This window comes from Polynucleobacter sp. AP-Sving-400A-A2, from assembly GCF_018688155.1.
Taxonomy (GTDB): Bacteria; Pseudomonadota; Gammaproteobacteria; order Burkholderiales; family Burkholderiaceae; genus Polynucleobacter.
Map to the genome: position 1 here is coordinate 1,207,391 of NZ_CP061312.1, position 17,521 is coordinate 1,224,911.

General features: G+C 46.9%; 19 protein-coding genes. 10 read left to right on the forward strand and 9 right to left on the reverse strand.

Features of this window, described 5'->3' with window-relative positions; genetic code table 11:
• Positions 1-125 precede the first annotated feature (125 nt).
• Entirely contained in the window at positions 126-326 is a 201-nt protein-coding gene (locus C2758_RS06380; RefSeq protein WP_215327440.1) for a hypothetical protein, read from the forward strand.
• Positions 327-397: 71 nt separating this feature from the next.
• Complete coding sequence (locus C2758_RS06385; RefSeq protein WP_251369151.1) at positions 398-1,213, forward strand: ABC transporter substrate-binding protein; 816 nt, start codon at positions 398-400, stop codon at positions 1,211-1,213.
• Positions 1,214-1,217: 4 nt separating this feature from the next.
• Here the strand turns inward: C2758_RS06385 and C2758_RS06390 are convergent, their stop codons facing one another.
• Positions 1,218-2,633 (reverse strand): MBL fold metallo-hydrolase RNA specificity domain-containing protein, encoded by a 1,416-nt coding sequence (locus C2758_RS06390; protein ID WP_215327441.1) that lies wholly within the window; start codon positions 2,631-2,633, stop codon positions 1,218-1,220.
• Positions 2,634-2,695: 62 nt separating this feature from the next.
• Between C2758_RS06390 and C2758_RS06395 the strand changes: the two genes are divergently transcribed.
• A complete protein-coding gene (locus C2758_RS06395) occupies positions 2,696-3,577 on the forward strand; it encodes an NAD(P)H-hydrate dehydratase (RefSeq protein ID WP_215327442.1) in 882 nt (293 codons plus the stop codon).
• 6 nt (positions 3,578-3,583) lie between these two features.
• The gene (locus tag C2758_RS06400; protein ID WP_215327443.1) at positions 3,584-4,564 is read left to right on the forward strand and encodes a DMT family transporter; all 981 of its coding nucleotides are present in this window, start codon (positions 3,584-3,586) and stop codon (positions 4,562-4,564) included.
• Between the two features lie 21 nt (positions 4,565-4,585).
• Here the strand turns inward: C2758_RS06400 and C2758_RS06405 are convergent, their stop codons facing one another.
• The 3 genes from C2758_RS06405 to C2758_RS06415 all read right to left on the reverse strand — a co-directional run bounded on the left by C2758_RS06405 (position 4,586) and on the right by C2758_RS06415 (position 7,096).
• Positions 4,586-4,843 carry a protein tyrosine phosphatase gene (locus tag C2758_RS06405; protein ID WP_215327444.1) on the reverse strand — a complete coding sequence of 86 codons (258 nt, stop codon included), beginning with the start codon at positions 4,841-4,843 and terminating at the stop codon, positions 4,586-4,588.
• A 91-nt stretch (positions 4,844-4,934) separates the two neighbouring features.
• Positions 4,935-6,083, reverse strand: a complete 1,149-nt coding sequence (locus C2758_RS06410) for an aminotransferase class V-fold PLP-dependent enzyme (protein ID WP_215327445.1) — start codon at positions 6,081-6,083, stop codon at positions 4,935-4,937.
• A 104-nt stretch (positions 6,084-6,187) separates the two neighbouring features.
• A complete protein-coding gene (locus C2758_RS06415) occupies positions 6,188-7,096 on the reverse strand; it encodes a DMT family transporter (RefSeq protein ID WP_215327446.1) in 909 nt (302 codons plus the stop codon).
• A 147-nt stretch (positions 7,097-7,243) separates the two neighbouring features.
• Here C2758_RS06415 and C2758_RS06420 point away from each other — a divergent pair, with 147 nt between their 5' ends.
• The 4 genes from C2758_RS06420 to C2758_RS06435 all read left to right on the forward strand — a co-directional run bounded on the left by C2758_RS06420 (position 7,244) and on the right by C2758_RS06435 (position 9,578).
• Positions 7,244-8,389, forward strand: a complete 1,146-nt coding sequence (locus C2758_RS06420; protein WP_215327447.1) for an alpha-hydroxy acid oxidase — start codon at positions 7,244-7,246, stop codon at positions 8,387-8,389.
• Between the two features lie 85 nt (positions 8,390-8,474).
• Positions 8,475-9,191, forward strand: a complete 717-nt coding sequence (locus C2758_RS06425) for a hypothetical protein (protein WP_251369152.1) — start codon at positions 8,475-8,477, stop codon at positions 9,189-9,191.
• Positions 9,188-9,379 carry a hypothetical protein gene (locus C2758_RS06430; protein WP_215327448.1) on the forward strand — a complete coding sequence of 64 codons (192 nt, stop codon included), beginning with the start codon at positions 9,188-9,190 and terminating at the stop codon, positions 9,377-9,379. The genes C2758_RS06425 and C2758_RS06430 overlap by 4 nt, the downstream gene beginning before the upstream one ends.
• A 22-nt stretch (positions 9,380-9,401) precedes the next feature.
• Positions 9,402-9,578, forward strand: coding sequence for a hypothetical protein (locus C2758_RS06435; protein ID WP_215327449.1), 177 nt, complete (start codon positions 9,402-9,404; stop codon positions 9,576-9,578).
• Between the two features lie 43 nt (positions 9,579-9,621).
• Here the strand turns inward: C2758_RS06435 and C2758_RS06440 are convergent, their stop codons facing one another.
• Together C2758_RS06440 and C2758_RS06445 are read right to left on the reverse strand one after the other, a co-directional pair.
• Positions 9,622-10,722, reverse strand: a complete 1,101-nt coding sequence (locus C2758_RS06440) for an alkene reductase (RefSeq protein WP_215327450.1) — start codon at positions 10,720-10,722, stop codon at positions 9,622-9,624.
• A gap of 81 nt (positions 10,723-10,803) precedes the next feature.
• On the reverse strand, positions 10,804-11,751 hold the full coding sequence (locus C2758_RS06445; RefSeq protein ID WP_215327451.1) for a hydrogen peroxide-inducible genes activator: 948 nt from the start codon (positions 11,749-11,751) through the stop codon (positions 10,804-10,806).
• A 194-nt stretch (positions 11,752-11,945) separates the two neighbouring features.
• Between C2758_RS06445 and C2758_RS06450 the strand changes: the two genes are divergently transcribed.
• Together C2758_RS06450 and C2758_RS06455 are read left to right on the forward strand one after the other, a co-directional pair.
• Complete coding sequence (locus C2758_RS06450) at positions 11,946-12,113, forward strand: rubredoxin (RefSeq protein ID WP_215327452.1); 168 nt, start codon at positions 11,946-11,948, stop codon at positions 12,111-12,113.
• A 48-nt stretch (positions 12,114-12,161) separates the two neighbouring features.
• Positions 12,162-13,328 carry an NAD(P)/FAD-dependent oxidoreductase gene (locus tag C2758_RS06455; protein ID WP_215327453.1) on the forward strand — a complete coding sequence of 389 codons (1,167 nt, stop codon included), beginning with the start codon at positions 12,162-12,164 and terminating at the stop codon, positions 13,326-13,328.
• Between the two features lie 90 nt (positions 13,329-13,418).
• Here the strand turns inward: C2758_RS06455 and C2758_RS06460 are convergent, their stop codons facing one another.
• The 3 genes from C2758_RS06460 to C2758_RS06470 form a co-directional block, all read right to left on the reverse strand.
• A complete protein-coding gene (locus C2758_RS06460) occupies positions 13,419-14,012 on the reverse strand; it encodes a urate hydroxylase PuuD (protein WP_215327454.1) in 594 nt (197 codons plus the stop codon).
• Between the two features lie 192 nt (positions 14,013-14,204).
• Positions 14,205-14,981, reverse strand: coding sequence for a 3-hydroxybutyrate dehydrogenase (locus tag C2758_RS06465; protein WP_215327455.1), 777 nt, complete (start codon positions 14,979-14,981; stop codon positions 14,205-14,207).
• 131 nt (positions 14,982-15,112) lie between these two features.
• The gene (locus C2758_RS06470; protein ID WP_215327456.1) at positions 15,113-17,509 is read right to left on the reverse strand and encodes a xanthine dehydrogenase family protein molybdopterin-binding subunit; all 2,397 of its coding nucleotides are present in this window, start codon (positions 17,507-17,509) and stop codon (positions 15,113-15,115) included.
• Between the last annotated feature and the right edge of the window lie 12 nt (positions 17,510-17,521).

Here is a 17,521-nt window from a genome sequence, read left to right on the forward strand (position 1 = left end):
AAGGTCAGAATTAGTATTACTACCTAGAATATTGCATTAATTTCATATCTAGGGCTTATTCGGATTTACCGGGAGTGCTTCAGGCATTAATATCGAGGAATATTAACCAAACCGAAGGAAATGCAATGAGCAACCGTTCAATCATCATCATGGTACTAGTATTAATCTCCGCTACAGCCTACTTACTCATCAAAGGCGACGGTGACATTGATATGGGTGGCGAGAAGCATGGTGCTGAAGCTGCTCATATGGAAGAGGCTAAGAAAAATGCTCCTACAGCACCTGCTGAAGCCCCTGCAGCTCCCGCAGCTGACGTTAAGAAATAATCTCTTCTTGAGAAAATAAGCCGCGGTTCGCCGCGGTTTTTTTATACCGATTTATTTGCCCTTACCCTTTTATGAAAAATAAACTTGGATTTGGTCTGCTATTGATGTGCCAATTGGTTTTGGCTCAAACACCTAATGCAGTACTGAATAAACCCATCGATAACACCATGATGAAATCTTTAGCACCAACCGGCACCCTTCGTGTTGGTATAAACCTCGGCAATCCAGTTTTAGCAGGCTCAATTGATAAAAGTGAACCTCAGCCTAAGGGCGTAACGATAGATATTGCCCAAGAAATTGGCAGGCGATCTGGCATTCCAGTTGAGCTCGTCTCCTTTAAAAGTGCTGGAGCCATAGTGGAGGCCCTGAAAGCGAATCAGCTTGATCTCATCTTTGTTGCCATCGATCCTGTTCGTGGTGCAGACATTAGTTATACCCCCGCCTATATCCAAATTGAGGGAGCTTATATGGTCAAAACCTCTTCCCCGATACAGAGCAATGAAGAGGTTGACGCTGCTGGTAATGAGATTGTGGTTGGCAATGCTAGTGCCTATGACCTTTATCTAAAACGTGAAATTAAAAAAGCCACCCTGCTTAGATCAATCAACTCTCAATCGGTCGTTGATGACTTTATGAGCGGAAAAGGCAATGTTGCTGCAGGAGTAAAACAACAGCTAGAGGCGGATTCAAAGAGATATAGCAATGTACGCATGCTACCGGGAAGGTTTATGGTGATTCATCAGGCAATGGGAGTACCAAAATCACGCGCTGACTTTGAAAAAATCACGCTCTATTTGAGTGGCATCGTTGCAGAATTAAAGACTTCAGGCTTTATCGCCAACTCCATGAAAAAGCATGGCATCGAAGGCGCCAAGGTAGCCGAGTAAAAAGCTAGCAAGCGTAGGAGTGGAGACGCTCTGGAATAATGACATTCCTCCACTCCAACTCTTCACGGATAGTCTGCGCTAGAACTGCAGAGGCTTCAGGTTCACCATGAACCACGAAGACCGCTTGAGGCTCAGATTGAAAGCCTCTCAACCATTCCATTAAGCCAGCTTGATCCGCATGGGCAGAAAGCCCGCCAATGGTATGAATGGATGCTCGCACCGAAACCTCCTCACCAAAAAGACGTACTTTTGCGGCTCTATCTACCAGACGACGACCTAAGCTGCCATAGGCCTGAAACCCGGTAATCACGATCGCATTTTGCGCTCGAGGCAAATTGTTCTGAAGATGATGAACAATACGACCCGCATCACACATGCCACTCGCAGAAATAATGATGGCACCACCTTTAATTTTATTGAGCGCTTTCGATTCCTCAACGTCGGCAATAAATCGCAGATCAACTGCGCTCGGATTTTTTTTAAACCATTCAAAAGTAGATTGCGACTCTTTATCTAATTGCGCAAAAAAGTGCTCAGTGAGATGGGTAGCTGCTGTTGCCATTGGAGAGTCGACCCAAATACTGAGATGGGGTAATAAATTACGTTTAACCAAATCAATGAGCAGGAACAAAATTTCCTGGGTGCGTCCCACCGCGAATGCAGGGATCACAATATTTCCATGGCCATCTAGAGTTTCAGTTACGACTTTAATTAATTCAACTTCAGTATCCGCTAGTGTTTTATGTAATCGATCGCCATAGGTTGACTCCACCACTACGACATCTGCTTGAGCAATGATGGTGGGATCAGGCATCAAGAGCTTACCCTTCATGCCAATATCTCCCGAGAAAACGCAGCGCTTTTTCTTGGCATGGTCTTCGCTGATATCCATGATCGCAATTGCTGATCCCAAAATATGGCCTGCATTTTGGAACTCAAGCCCAATACCTTTACAAAGCTCTATGGATTTTCCATAAGCAAGTACTTCGCATTGCCCAAGCGCTAAATCCGCTTCTTCCATCGAGTAAAGTGCAACTGGTAAGTCCCCGCGCCACTTGCCTGCTTTTTTTCTACGCACCGCTCGCTCAACATCGTAGCGCTGTAAATGTGCGCTATCGGGCAACATAATCTTCAACAACTCAAATGTGGCATCGGTGCAGTAGATAGGGCCCGTAAAGCCTTGGGCACAGAGTCTTGGCAAGAGGCCGCTGTGGTCAATGTGGGCATGCGTCAATACAACAAAATCAATTTCATTTGGTGAAAATGGTAGTAGCTCTAGATTCTTAGTAGTAGCTTCGCGCCCACCCTGGAACATACCGAAGTCGACCATGAACCTCATATCTCGACCACCCACAGTAGCCCGCACGGAATGTCTTGATCCCGTAACCTCACCCGCTGCACCCAGAAATTGTATTTTCATGACTTAAGCATACTCCCGATAAAATTCCTTGCTAAGCCATTTATAAGAGCGATACTAATTAGATGACCCCTCCAACCGAACTGAGATCACTCGAGCTCATTACCCGCCTCAAGCGAGCGCCCTCAGAACATAAAGGGAATGCGGGTAAAGTTCTGCTCGTTGGTGGCGCACCTGGAATGGCCGGCGCCCTCCTCTTGGCAGGCAGTGCTGCACTACACTTAGGGGCAGGTTGGACTATGTTGGAGATACTAGATCCCACAGCTGCCCATGCCATGCCAGAACAAGCCGAGCTAATGGTTCGCCTAGCTAGCTTTAATGCCCAAGAACAATTAAAAACTACAGCACCAGATGTGATTGCAATCGGACCAGGCCTTGGTTTTTCTGCGCTGGCTAGAGATTGGTTGGTAGCCTCGCTATGCTATCCAAAAGTGCCGCTCGTGATTGATGCTGATGCACTTGGCTTGATTGCTGATAACCCTGAATTTTTAGATCTCCTCAAGCAGCGTAATCAAGCATACCCCACCATGACTGTGCTTACCCCACACCCTGGAGAGGGTGCCCATCTTCTCAATACAGTTGCTTCAGTCATTCAGGCGGATCGTATAGCCGCTGTATTGGACTTGGTCAAACTCACCGATTGCATCATCGCCCTTAAAGGTCAACATACGCTCGTTGCCTCCCCTCTTCATCCGGCAGTGCAGTGCGCTCAAGGCAATCCCGGTATGGCTGTTGGCGGAATGGGTGATGTCTTAACTGGCACTATCGCAGCCATCGCAGCACAAGGTATCCACCACAATCTCAATTTGTGGGAGTCAAGTTGTATTGGGGTGCAATTACACGCTACAGCAGCCGATAGTTTGGTAGCTCAGCAAATTGGTCCCATTGGACTTACTCCAACAGAGGTCATTTTGGAGATGCGGAGCCTACTCAACAAGATGTTATAAAACATCATGCAATCAGCCAGCAGAACTCTTCATCATCGTCGTTACGTTTACGGCCTCTTAATGGCCGGACTCGGCTCCATATTATTTTCCGGCAAGGCGATTCTGGTCAAACTCGCTTTTGGCTACGGTGCAAATGCTGAGACATTAATTGCCTTAAGAATGCTGATGGCACTTCCCCTCTTTTGGGGAATTTATTGGTGGCAAGCGTGCAGGCAAGTCATGAGTCCACTGATATTCAAAGACAAAATGAAAATATTTGCTCTAGGATTTATGGGCTACTTTCTTTCCAGCTATCTTGACTTTTTAGGACTTCAATACATTTCTGTTGGACTGGAACGTATCGTGCTTTACCTAACGCCCACCATCGTATTGTTGATTTCTTATTTTGTATTAAACAAATCTATTAGTCGACTGCAGTGGTATGCGCTAGCGGTGGGGTATCTGGGCGTGATCGTCGTATTTATCCAAGATGCTAGCTCGACCGGATCGATGGCATTGCTCGGCATGGTATTGGTCTTTGCTAGCGCGTGCTCGTATGCAATCTACATGATTGGCTCTGGAGAAATGGTAAGGCGCGTGGGTAGCGTGCGCTTAGTTGTTTATGCCAGTTCCGCATCGGCATTCATGAGCGTCATTCAAATTCTGATTTACGATCCTGCAGCTGTTTTTGTACAAGTACCGCAAATCTATTGGCTTAGCCTACTCAATGCAAGCCTATGCACCGTCATTCCAATGTTGTTAATCATGATTGCCATTAATCGGATTGGCTCACCTCTAGTCGCTCAAGCCGGAATACTAGGTCCCGTCTCCACCCTATTTATGGGCTGGATCGTATTATCCGAACCCATTACCTGGACTCAGATGGGTGGGATGAGTTTGGTGATGGGGGCGATGTGGTTGCTGGTACGTAATGATGCACCAAACAAACAACAGGGTCAGGGCTCTACAAAGCCCCTAGATCTTGAGGGATCTGACCCACTAAATTAAATAGTGAAATAAGTAAATTCGTTACTGAGTAGCAGACTCTTGGGCTGCTGGTTTCTTCTTAGCTTTTTTCTTAGCTTTCTTGTCCGCCTTTTTATCTTTCTTAGACTTCTTCGCAGTCTTTTTTGCAGACTTCTCTGTTTGAGCATCAGGCATCGTTGCAGGAGCGGCCACAGGTGCTCCGGCTGGGGCTGGATCCGCCGCCATTACAGTCAATGAAGATAAAGCAATTGAGGCAGCAATGAAGGTGGCTAAGATCAATTTTGCAAAAGGGATATTCATTTGAGGTTCCGATAGGTTCATGGGTAGTTTAATGATGGTCAATTAAAAAGCCGTCCAAAGACGGCCTTTTGTGAAAACCAATTACAGAGTCTTAAGCTGGCTGCGCTTCAGTCTCGGTAATTTTTTCTAATGCTGTTTCGAGATGATCTACTGTGCGGTCAACATGCGCCAACTTCTCTAGACCAAATAAACCAAGGCGGAACGTACGGAAGTCTGGACGCTCATCGCACTGCAAAGGCACACCAGCCGCCGTTTGCATACCAAGAGCAATAAACTTTTTGCCTGACTGAATCTCTGGATCCTTGGTATAGCTCACGACTACACCAGGAGACTGAAAGCCTTTTGCTGCGACTGAGTGGTAACCATTGGACACCAATAAGGCACGAACCTTATCGCCCAACTCTTGTTGCTTTGCTTTGAGTGCAGCAAAACCTAAAGACTGAGTTTCTTTCATTACGTTGCGCAAGATTTTGAGCGCATCAGTTGGCATCGTGGTGTGATAGACGTGGCCACCCTTTTCATAGGCTTCCATAATTTGCAACCACTTCTTCAGATCCATTGAGAAGCTACTGCTTTGAGTGGATTCAATACGCTCGCGTGCTCTGTCACTCATAGCCACCATCGCGCAGCAAGGTGAACTACTCCAACCTTTTTGAGGCGCAGTGATCAACACATCGACATTGCAAGCCTTCATATCTACCCATGTTGCACCTGATGCGATGCAATCAAGTACAAACAAACCATTCACCGAGCGTACCGCTTCACCCACTGCCTTGAGATAGGCATCCGGCAAAATAATGCCCGCAGAGGTTTCCACGTGAGGAGCGAAAACAACTGCTGGCTTTTCCTTTTTAATAAAAGCCACTACTTCTTCGATCGGCGCAGGAGCAAACACGCCTTGGGTAGCATCTTCCAATTGCTTACCTTTAATAACGGTAATGTCCTTGGTGATATTGGCTAAATCAAAAATCTGCGTCCAGCGATAGCTAAACCAGCCATTGCGCAAAATAAGACATTTTTCATTATTGGCAAATTGGCGAGCAACAGCTTCCATACCAAATGTGCCGCTACCAGGAACGATGACTGCAGAACTTGCGTTGTAAGCATCTTTCAGAACACTAGAAATGTCCACGATGACTTTTTTGAATTCTTCAGACATGTGATTTAGAGAGCGGTCGGTGTAAACAACCGAGAACTCTAAGAGACCGTCTGGATCAACATTCGGGAGCAAGCCTGGCATAGTAATTTCCTAGTAAATCGTGTGATTAGCCCTAAATGATACTGATTTAGCGCTGTTTTGGTACTTAGCCTTTAAAAACAGGCTTTTTGAGCAAATAAAGGGGCTTAGACACTTTTCTTCGTGATGGAAGAAACCAGTATTCCGGTCACAATCAGGACAAAAGCTAGGCCATGAAAAAGCTGGGGCGGATCCCCCAAGATCGCAGCGGACAGTAAGGCCGTAAACAAGGGTATGAGGTTGGCAAAGAATGCTGCTACCGTGGGTCCAGCACCATTCACCCCCAAACCCCAGCAACGATAAGCAATTAAGGATGGGCCAATAGCCACAAATAAGATCAATGCCCCAGTCCAATAATTGAGATCAATAAAGGCGTGCCCTGTGGCAATTTCCGCGCCCTCAAATAACATCGTCCACAAGAATCCAATCAAGACCTGTGCCATCAAAAACTCAGCCCATGGCCACTGCCGCTCAGTACTCTCTCCTGGGCGACTAATCATCCAGCTGTAAAAGGCCCAGAGAATCGTAGCCAACATAATGAGTAAATCGCCCATGACTACTTCCATGCTCAAGAGACTGGCAGGCTCACCTCGCGTGAGCACTACGGTCACGCCTACTAGGGAGACGACTGCCCCCAAGAGCTGTAACAGTGTCGGTCTCACTTGATAAAAGATGGCGCCGATCAGGAGCATCCAGATCGGCATGCTTGCCCCAATGAGGGTGACATTTATTGCCGTCGAGGTTTGTAAGGCAAGATACAAGAGCACGTTATAGCTCCCTACCCCTAATAATCCCAAGACGAGGAAGCGACTCTTGTTTTGCCACAGGGCGCTACCTGGCTTTAGGATTCGCCAGCCAAGAGGTAGAAGTAGCAGGGCTGCCAGGCCCCAGCGGACAGCACTGAGGGTGATCGGTGAAACACTACCCACTAACACTCTTCCAGCGATTGCATTACCCGCCCAGAGGAAGGTTGCCAGCGTTAAATAAAAGACGGTCGACAGGGGTATTTGAGGCATTCAGGGGGATATGGTTGGATGGGTGGCTATTTAGAGCCTCAAGAAGGGCTTTGCCTACGCATTGTAGAAACAAATGCTCGGTATTGCTAAGATAGAGCTTAAATTAGCTCTTGCTCTCAGGCATTTGCAATATACGAAGGGGTTTTAGTGGCAATCATCACCAACATTGAAGATTTACGAGTTCTGCATCAGAAGCGCACCCCTAAGATGTTTTATGACTATGCAGACTCCGGGTCATGGACTGAATCTACCTACCGCGCGAATGAGTCGGATTTTCAGAAGATCAAACTGCGCCAGCGTGTTGCTGTCAATATGATTAACCGCACCACCAAAACAACGATGGTGGGAGAAGAAGTTGCCATGCCAGTTGCATTAGCACCTACTGGACTAACCGGCATGCAATATGCTGATGGTGAAATTCTGGCAGCCCAAGCTGCAGAAAAATTTGGCGTCCCCTTCTGCCTTTCTACGATGAGTATTTGCTCAATTGAAGATGTGGCAGAACGCACTACCAAACCATTTTGGTTTCAGCTCTATGTCATGAAAGACCGCGGCTTTATTGAGCGCCTCATTGAGCGCGCCAAAGCAGCTAAGTGCTCCGCCTTAGTTCTTACTTTGGATTTACAGATTCTGGGACAACGCCATAAGGATTTAAAAAATGGTTTATCCGCGCCACCAAAGCTAACGATCGCCAATATCATCAATATGATGACTAAGCCACGCTGGTGCATGGGCATGGCGATGACTCCCCGCAGAACTTTCCGCAACATTGTTGGTCACGCTACTGGTGTTGGCAATATGTCTTCCCTCTCCTCTTGGACCGCCGAGCAGTTCGACCCAGGTCTGAGCTGGGATGATGTGGAGTGGATTAAAAAGCTTTGGGGTGGCAAGTTAATCATTAAAGGCATCTTGGATGAAGAGGATGCCCGCTTTGCTGCTAACTCTGGTGCAGATGCCTTGATCGTTTCCAATCATGGTGGCCGTCAATTGGATGGCGCGATCTCCAGCATCAAAGCGTTGCCCGGCATTGTGAATGCTGTTGGTAAAGATATTGAGGTGTGGATGGATGGCGGCATTCGATCCGGACAAGATGTTTTGAAAGCCTGGGCACTAGGTGCACGCGGTACATTGATTGGTCGCCCTTTCCTCTATGGCTTGGGTGCCATGGGCGAAGCCGGCGTTACCAAATGTCTAGAGATTATTCATAATGAATTAGATATCACTATGGCGTTTACAGGACACCGTGATATACAGAATGTGACTAAAGATATTTTATATCCAGGAACTTTTTAATATTCCACACTTAGCTAATTACCCCGAACTCGTATTTGCCATCTCTGCTGTAGTCCTCTCGGGCTCAGTATGGTTTGGTAGCGCCGTGCTCAGCAAATACCGAACCAAGGACACTGAAACCTCGGCAGATTTAGGGATCATTCAGACTGCAACACTGACCTTGCTAGGCTTGATCATTGGCTTCACTTTTTCAATGGCGATCGCCCGATACGACTTGAGGCAGACTTATGAGGAAGCTGAAGCAAATGCAATTGGTACAGAATTCTTAAGAGCTGACCTCCTGCCAAGTAAAACTGCAGATAATATTAAGAGTCTCCTTGGTGAATACCTTGATCAGCGCATCTTGTTTTACTCTAAGCAAGATAGAGAGACTGCCAAAAAAATTACGCAACGCACTATCGCCCTAGAAAACGCTATGTGGAGTGAGCTACTGCCCATTGCGCGCGCACAACCATCCCCGACTATGGCGCTGGTCGTCTCTGGGATGAACGAAGTGATTAACGCTCATGGCTATACTCAAGCAGCCTGGTGGAACCGCATTCCAACTGCGGCCTGGTGGCTGATGGTGGCAATTGCCATAGGTGCAAATATATTGGTAGGCTTTGGCGCAAGAAACTTTCAACGTAATGTCGGCCTTTTCATGATTTTCCCAACCATGATTGCCATTGCCTTCTTTCTGATTGCAGACATTGATAGCCCTCGTGGTGGCGTTATTCGTATCGATCCACGAAATCTCATCGACCTAAAAAACAATATGAGCTCCGCAAATGGCGCAGCCCCCACCAGAGGCATTAATAAATGAAGCGCATTGTTGACGTATATAAAGATAGGGGTCGAGAGCTGGTGTGGACTTATGTTGTTCACCTTGGCAATCTTGAATTTCACCCAGCTCAAACTGATTTTGAGCAAGAGGCTCTCAGACTCTCTCAACTTGATAAGCGCGGTACGCCAAGCGAGTTGAGCGCCAAAGCTAGACTTACCGTTCGATAATTTTTTACCTTAGTTCCGAAATATGAAACCTTTAAGCAAAAAAGCCAAAATGGCAGTGGGATGGACAATCTTAATGACCGTCACTGGCACTGCCATGATTCATCAATGGGAATTCTTTGCAATGGGATGCGCGTCCATTGCAATGCTACTCGTTGCGAACCACTATGGCCTATTAAAAGACCCTGAAGATAAAAAATAAGGCCCCTATCTTTCGATAGCGGCCCTGATTGATCTTTAGTAGATTAAAGCGTTGGGTAGTCTGTATACCCGACTTCTGCCCCACCGTAAAAAGTAGCGCGGTTATAAGGATTGAGTGCTGCGCCCTGCGCAAAGCGCTCAGCTAAATCTGGATTGGAAATATACAACCGTCCATAGGCCACTGCATCTGCCAAGCCAGCCTCTAAAACAGCTTCACCCATAGCCTGATCGTATCCACCGGCACTAATAAATTGACCTTGATAGGCTTTACGGAACATCTCTGAGGTAATGGGGGCCTCTTCGTTCACTTGATCATTACCACCCGCACTGGTAGAGCGCGGTTCGATCATATGAACATAAGATAGGTGATAGCCATTGAGTTTCTGAATCACCGCGGTGAACAAGGCCACTGGATCGCTGTCAGCCATATCATTAAAGCTGCCATAGGGTGATAAGCGCACCCCGATACGATCACTTGGATATACCTTGGTAATAGATTCAATAACCTCGCCTAATAAGCGCATACGATTTTCAATTGATCCACCATAGCCATCAGTGCGTTGATTGGTTTTGTCTTGCAAAAACTGATCAAGTAAATAGCCATTCGCAGAATGAATTTCCACGCCATCAAAACCTGCCGCTTTCGCATTCATAGCAGCCAGTTCAAAGTCTTTCAAAAGACCGGCAATATCTTCAGCAGTCATTGCCTTAGGCATTTCGTAATCGTGCAACTTCCAATCAGCGCCATAAGTTTGGCCAGCAGGTGCAATCGCAGATGGAGCCTCAGGAATACCTTGCTCTGGATGTAAAGAGGAATGAGAGATGCGCCCAACATGCCATAACTGCGCAATCATCTTGCCACCTTTGGCATGCACTGCACTCACAATCTCTTTCCAAGCCGCTGTTTGCTCAGCAGAATAGATTCCAGGCGTTCCCGGATAACCTTTACCTATAGCAGAAATTTGCGTTGCTTCGCTGATGATGAGGCCAGCAGTTGCCCTTTGCTCATAGTACGTTTTCGCAAGAGGATGTGGCACATCCCCATCGATGGCTCGCATTCTGGTCAGAGGCGCCATCACCAGGCGATTCTTTAATTCAATCGCGCCAAGCTTGACGGGGGTAAACATGATTTCTTTTCCAGACATGAACTACTTTCTTTTTTGGGAGTGAATACTTCAATTAATGCGCAACTGTAGCAGGGATATTAAAGTCTCGCCGACACCATACTAGACTCTTTGAAAACTCTTTCGACTACCCCGACTAATTCTTGGGCTAGATTTAAATCTTGATTCAATGCTGTGGGCCAGCGCTTGGAACTCATCATGATGCGCGGTTGATAAGCGAGCTACAAGCGCAATCACTCTCTTGGGAGCAGGCGGTGCTAAAGGCCGGGCAATCAATGTCGTACCATTTAAGATCCCGCCTTTTACTGCCATTTCAGGAAGCAGCGCAATGCCCATGCCAGACTCCACCATTTGCAAGAGAGTCAGTAAGCTAGTTGCTTCCATTCCCTCGGCATTGCGAATATCAGATTGCTTACAAGCTTGCATCGTATGATCACGCAGGCAATGGCCCTCCTCTAGCAACAGTAGCCTCTCTGCCATTTTGGTAGGCAAATGAATTTCCTTACCCTTTAATGCAGGATCATTTGCGCCTGCAACCAACCAAAATTCATCGACAAAAAGCTCCTTCACCAAGAGGCCAGCCGTGTCGTAGGGCAATGCAATTAATGCAAAATCAAGTTGATGGTCTATCAAGCGCGCTAACAGATTCGCGGTTAAATCTTCACGCAGGGCAATTTTTAGCTTGGGGTAGTGCTCCCGAATATCAGGCAACACGTTTGGCAATAAAAATGGTGCGATGGTTGGGATGACCCCTAATCGAATCGTCCCCGCCATTGGCTCGCCAGAGGCGCTCGCATATTCCACTAGATCTTGAGAGGAGGCCAAGATCACCTTGGCCCTTTCTAAAATCTCTGCACCGATTGGAGTGATGGCTACATTTTGCCTATCCCGCTCTACCAAGCGGACCCCCAAAACATCTTCCAACTCTTTTAAACCGGCGCTTAGCGTAGATTGGCCTACGAAGCAGACCTCTGCTGCCCTAGTAAAATTAAGCTCCTGAGCAACCGCTACAAAATAGCGAAGCTGTCGTAATGAAGGCAGAGCAGCCATATTCTGTCCTTATCCCTATAATCTAATTATCTGATAAATAATATCATTCCTATTCACCTTATAAATCATTGTTTGCTTGCTTCTGTGTTTTTTCTTGTTTGCTTATTAGATACAAAACAATTAGACCTTTAGCTAGCAAGTGAATTTGAAATTCAATTTAAACTGCCTTTAATCCATTACAACAAGGAATCCCCATGAAATCTTGGCAATGTATCGTTTGTGGTTTTGTCTATAACGAGGCGGAAGGCTTGCCTGAAGATGGCATTCCTGCCGGCACCGCTTGGGCTGACGTTCCTGAAGATTGGGAATGCCCGGATTGTGGCGTATCAAAATCCGACTTTGAAATGGTGCAAGTTTCTTAACTCAAGCCACACGTAACACCTTTAAACGCATTATTAGGGAGTCCAGTTTTGGATCATCAGAATCAATCATCCCCATCGGGGATTGTCATTATTGGTAGCGGTCTAGCTGGCTACACCGTTATTCGTGAGCTTCGCAAAATCGATAAGGAAATTCCAATTACCTTGATAACAAGGGAGCCAGGCTACTTCTACTCCAAGCCGATGCTCTCTACAGCGTTGGCAAGCAGCAAATCTGCAGAGCAATTAGTCTCCACCAATGCTGAGGGCATGGCAACACAGCTAGACATCACGATTTTGGGCGATGCCGATGTCACTGCAATTGATACTGGCGCACAAACAGTCACCACCTCTACAGGCAGCATTTCCTATGGGAAGTTAGTACTGGGATTGGGGGCTGATCAAATTCGCTTACCTTTGGAGGGTAATGCAGCTCATGAGGTCATCACCGTCAATGATCTTGAAGACTATGCCAAATTTCGTAAGACAATTGAAGGCAAAAAACGGATCACTATCTTAGGTGCTGGCTTGATTGGTTGTGAGTTTGCGAATGATTTAGTTTTAGGTTCATATGAAGTAGATATCATTGACTTAGCGCCGCAGGCTTTGGGTAGACTACTTCCTGAGGCAGCAGCACAAGCACTTCAGACTAAGCTTAGTGCAGCAGGTGTGCGTTGGCATTTTGCTACTACCGTGCAATCGATTGATCGAAGCGCTGACTCTCTCTCGATTGCTCTTGCCAACGGAACTGTAATTCATAGTGATGCATTTCTATCTGCGGTTGGTTTAAGGCCTCGCTTAGATTTAGCTCAAGCAGCCGGAATTGCCACAGGCGCAGGCATTACAGTGAATCGTCATTTAGAAACTAGCGCCAAGAATGTTTATGCGATTGGCGACTGTGCCGAAGTTGAGGGCTTAGTTCTGCCTTATGTGATGCCGATCATGCAGGCAGCACGAGCTTTAGCGCCCAACTTACTTGGACAAGCAACTACCCTCAACTATCCCGCTATGCCAGTGATGGTAAAGACCCCCGCCCTACCAACCATTGTTTCGCCACCGGCTAAAGATGCGGTTGGTGATTGGAAAATCAATCCGGTTGAAGGTGGTCTTGAAGCGCGCTTTGAATCCAGTGACGGTAAGCTACTTGGGTTTGCTCTTCTGGGTACAGCCACTGCACAACGTGGCGCACTGACAAAAGAATTGCCACCCATTTTGTAACTAAGGTAACTGAATACTATCTCCCAACGATCTACACCAAAGAAAAAGGCCCGCTCAGCGGGCCTTTTGCATGAACTAAGACTGATTACCTTATGAGGCAATCACAAACCACGTTGTATTGTGTGACTGGGCACTCATCAAAAATAACATTGGGATAGAGAGCATCGTATTAAAGCGGGAAGTCAACATCGCAATGCGTGCAGACTTTGCTTTGACATCTGGCTCAACCGCAACAATGCCAAGAGCACGTTTTTGATTTGGCCAAATAATGAACCAAACGTTAAACGCCATGATCAAGGCAATCCACATGCCTAAACCAATTGCGCGGAAAGGCGCCTGCAAAGTGAATGCTTGGTGCGCATATCCATTCACTATGGATAAAACTAAACCACTAAGTACAGTCGCTAAGGCAGCCCAACGGAACCAAAAGAGCGCTGTTGGAGCGATAACTTTTCCAATTGCCGGCTTTTGCTCATCCGGAATCTTTGCCATCGATGGAATCTGTACAAAATTGAAATACCAAAGTAAGCCTATCCACATCACGCCAACCATCACGTGAATCCAACGGAATAAGAATGACAACTCAATCGAACCGAAGTTTGCGCCCATGGCAAGGACGATCAATGCTAGTAACACAAAGCCGGCTAAAACAGTGCGGCCTAATGAGGTAAAGATAGATGACATGAGAGCTTCCTAAAAAAGGTAAATATATCAAGCAGGATTAGGCAAAATTCTTACTTGCAAAATCCAAGTTCGCTACATTGTAAAACGTAATAATCAGTGGCCACAACGGCCACAACCGCCCTAACTATAGACGATTATGACGGATTTGTTGGGTACAAAGCACTAAAGGAGGGCTCGTGACCCATTTAAACGTTACTGAGCCGTCCAGCCACCATCCATATTCCAGGCCGCTCCGCGTACCTCAGAAGCGTCTAGGCTACAAAGGAAAACGGCTAATGCAGCTAATTGTTCTGGGGCCACGAATTCACCGGAGGGCTGTTTCTCAGAAACCAAGGCTTTTTTGGCCTCTTCATTGGAAATCCCTTCGCGCTCTGCTCGTGCATCTACTTGCTTTTGTACCAAGGGAGTTAAAACCCAACCTGGGCAAATCGCATTGCAAGTAATTCCTGTTTTGGCATTCTCAAGAGCGGTCACTTTGGTTAGGCCAACGATGCCATGTTTTGCAGCGACATAAGCTGATTTTTGAACAGAGCCAACTAAGCCGTGAACGGAGGCAATGTTAATAATGCGACCCCAGTTGCGCTTCTTCATTCCTGGCAAGGCATGGTGGGAGGTATAAAAGGCTGAGCTTAAGTTGATGGCAATAATCGACTCCCACTTATCTTCTGGGAAGTCTTCAAGATTTGCTGTGTGCTGAATGCCTGCGTTGTTTACTAATATATCTAGCGAACCAAAGCGTTTTTCAGTTTGCTTGATGAGATCCTCAATCTCAACAGGCTTACTCATATCAGCACCGTGATATTCCACTTCAACACCACAAGCTTTAATAGCGGCAATCGCGGCATCTTTTTCACCAAAGCCATTCACCATAATATTGACACCCTGCTTTGCCAAGCCGATAGCCATTGCCAAACCAATGCCACTAGTCGAGCCGGTCACAAGAGCTGTTTTACCTTTTAAATGGGACATATTTTTATTCGCAATATCAAATTAATTGCAAATCCCCAAGAAGGGGATTTGCTTATGGTCAAAGCTGGATATTACAGGATGCAATCGCCCCTTTGATGCGGGGAATGCACCTCATTTAGCCGAGCTCTAAATTAGACTTTTCCAAGGGCCTTGAGAATCTTTTCACAAGTGATGGGCTGGTCAAATACTGCCGTATTAAATGGCGCTAGTGCATCGTTAATTGCATTCTGGACCGCTCCAGGCGCTCCAGCAGTGCCCGCCTCACCGGCACCTTTTGCGCCCAGCTTAGATGACTGGGTTGGAGTCTCTACGTGAGCCACTTCAATATCCGGCATTTCATTGGCCATTGGCACTAAATAATCGGCCATACTGCCATTGCGCAGCAGGCCGCTTTCATCATAGATGCACTCTTCGAAAAGCACGCCGCCGATACCCTGAACAATGGCTCCGCGAACTTGCTCATCCACCAACATGGGATTCAATACCCGACCACAATCCTCAACCGCCCAATGTTTTAGGAGCTTTACAAAGCCAGTATCCGGATCGACTTCAACATAAGAAGCCTGAACGCCATTGGTAAAAATAAATGGGTACTCTTTTTGGGTGTAATGACGTGTGACCATCAGATCAGCTGAGAATCCCACAGGCAACGTATCTGTACGGAAATAACCTATGCGTCCAATCTCACTAAACGGCAGAAGTTGCTCACCGGTAGCTTTATCTAACACGTGACCACGACGAACGGACAACTCTTCAGATGATCTATTGAGGATTGCACCAGCAAGTTTCAAGATATTTTCTTGCAGTGCCTGGCAAGCCAATAAGACCGCCTCACCACCCACTCCAGCGCCACGTGAAGCCCAGGTACCGCCGCCATAAGGAGTTACATCGGTATCGCCTGTAATGATGCGCACATTTTTAATGGAAAGGCCGACAGCATCAGCAGCAATTTGCGCATAAATACCTTCAGTACCTTGGCCTTGCTCACCAACACCGATCAATATCGATACAACGCCGCTTGGATCTAGGCGCGCAGAGGCGCCATCCTGAGATGCAATGCGTGCACCACCTACACCATAGAACGCCGGACTTGGGTTAGTTAATTCGATTAATGTGGCAAAACCAATTCCACGATAGATACCTTTTTTACGCAACTCAGCTTGCTCTTTACGCAAAGCAGAATAGTCCATCATCTTTTCGATGGTTCGCAAACATTGCTCATGCGATAACACTTCTAGCTTGATACCAGAAATTCCCGAGCAAGGGTATGCATCATCAGGAATCACATTGCGCTTACGGAACTCTAAAGGATCCATCTTTAACTTTTGAGCTGCTAAATCAACCAAGCCCTCAGTCACAGCACAGGCAATTGGGTGACCTACGCCGCGATATTGGCAGGTAGGCGTTTTATTCTGAAACACCACATTGAGTTTGGCGCGGTAGTTTTGATGCTTGTATGGTCCACCAACCAAGTTGACCACCTGATTACCCTCGATCGCACTGGTTCTTGGGAACATGGAGTAAGGGCCAATCGCCGTGAGATCGTCGATCTCGAAAGCCAAGATATCACCCTCTTTATTGGCTGCAATACGTCCTTTAATCCGATGCTCACGCGCATGAATATCACTCGTAAATGATTCAAGTCGATCCGCAACAAATTTAACTGGGCGCTCCAACATCATCGCTAAACCCACGGTTGCAAAATCATCGGGATACGCATGCACCTTAATACCAAAGGATCCGCCTACGTCTTTACAAATGACGTGGACATCAGACTCAGACAGGCCAAACTGACGGCAATATAAATCTTGCATCATGTGTGGCGCTTGTTGTGAGTGATATACCGTGAGGCGACGATCGCCGGGATTGTAGTCAGCAATTTGGCAGCGAGGCTCTAAAGTAACGCCTGTATGTCGACCAAATCCAAAAATAGCTTCAGCCACAATATCTGCGGTTGCAAATACTTCATCTACCTGACCAACATCCAAAGTACGGGTAAAGCAAAGGTTGTCGCCCAGCTCAGGATGAATTACCGGAGTATCTGCGTCTAATGCCGTCTCCATTGAAACTACTGCGGGCAGCTCTTCCCACTCAACATCAACGAACTGCAAAGCATCTTCTGCCTGTGCGCGTGTCTCAGCAACTACCGCAACTACAGGCTCGCCTTGCCAGCAGGCCCTATCAATTGCTAATGCATATTGAGGAGCGGATTTCATACCCGCAAGGTGGCCTAGGGTGGCAACCCATGGCTTACACAGCTCGGCCATTTTCATGCCATCGACAATAGCCAGAACACCTGGCATCTTGCTAGCTTGTTCAGTGTGAATCTTTCCAATTTTCATATGCGCTACTGGCGAACGCCAATAAACGACATGACCCATCCGAGGTAGCTGAATATCATCGACATAAGTACCCTGACCTTCGATAAGACGGCGCGCGCTATGTCGAGGTTCGCTGCTACCGATATAGCGTTGGTCATTGGTTACCGGATCAAGTACCAATCCTTTGAGATCTACTGGCTTATTCATAATCAGTTTTCC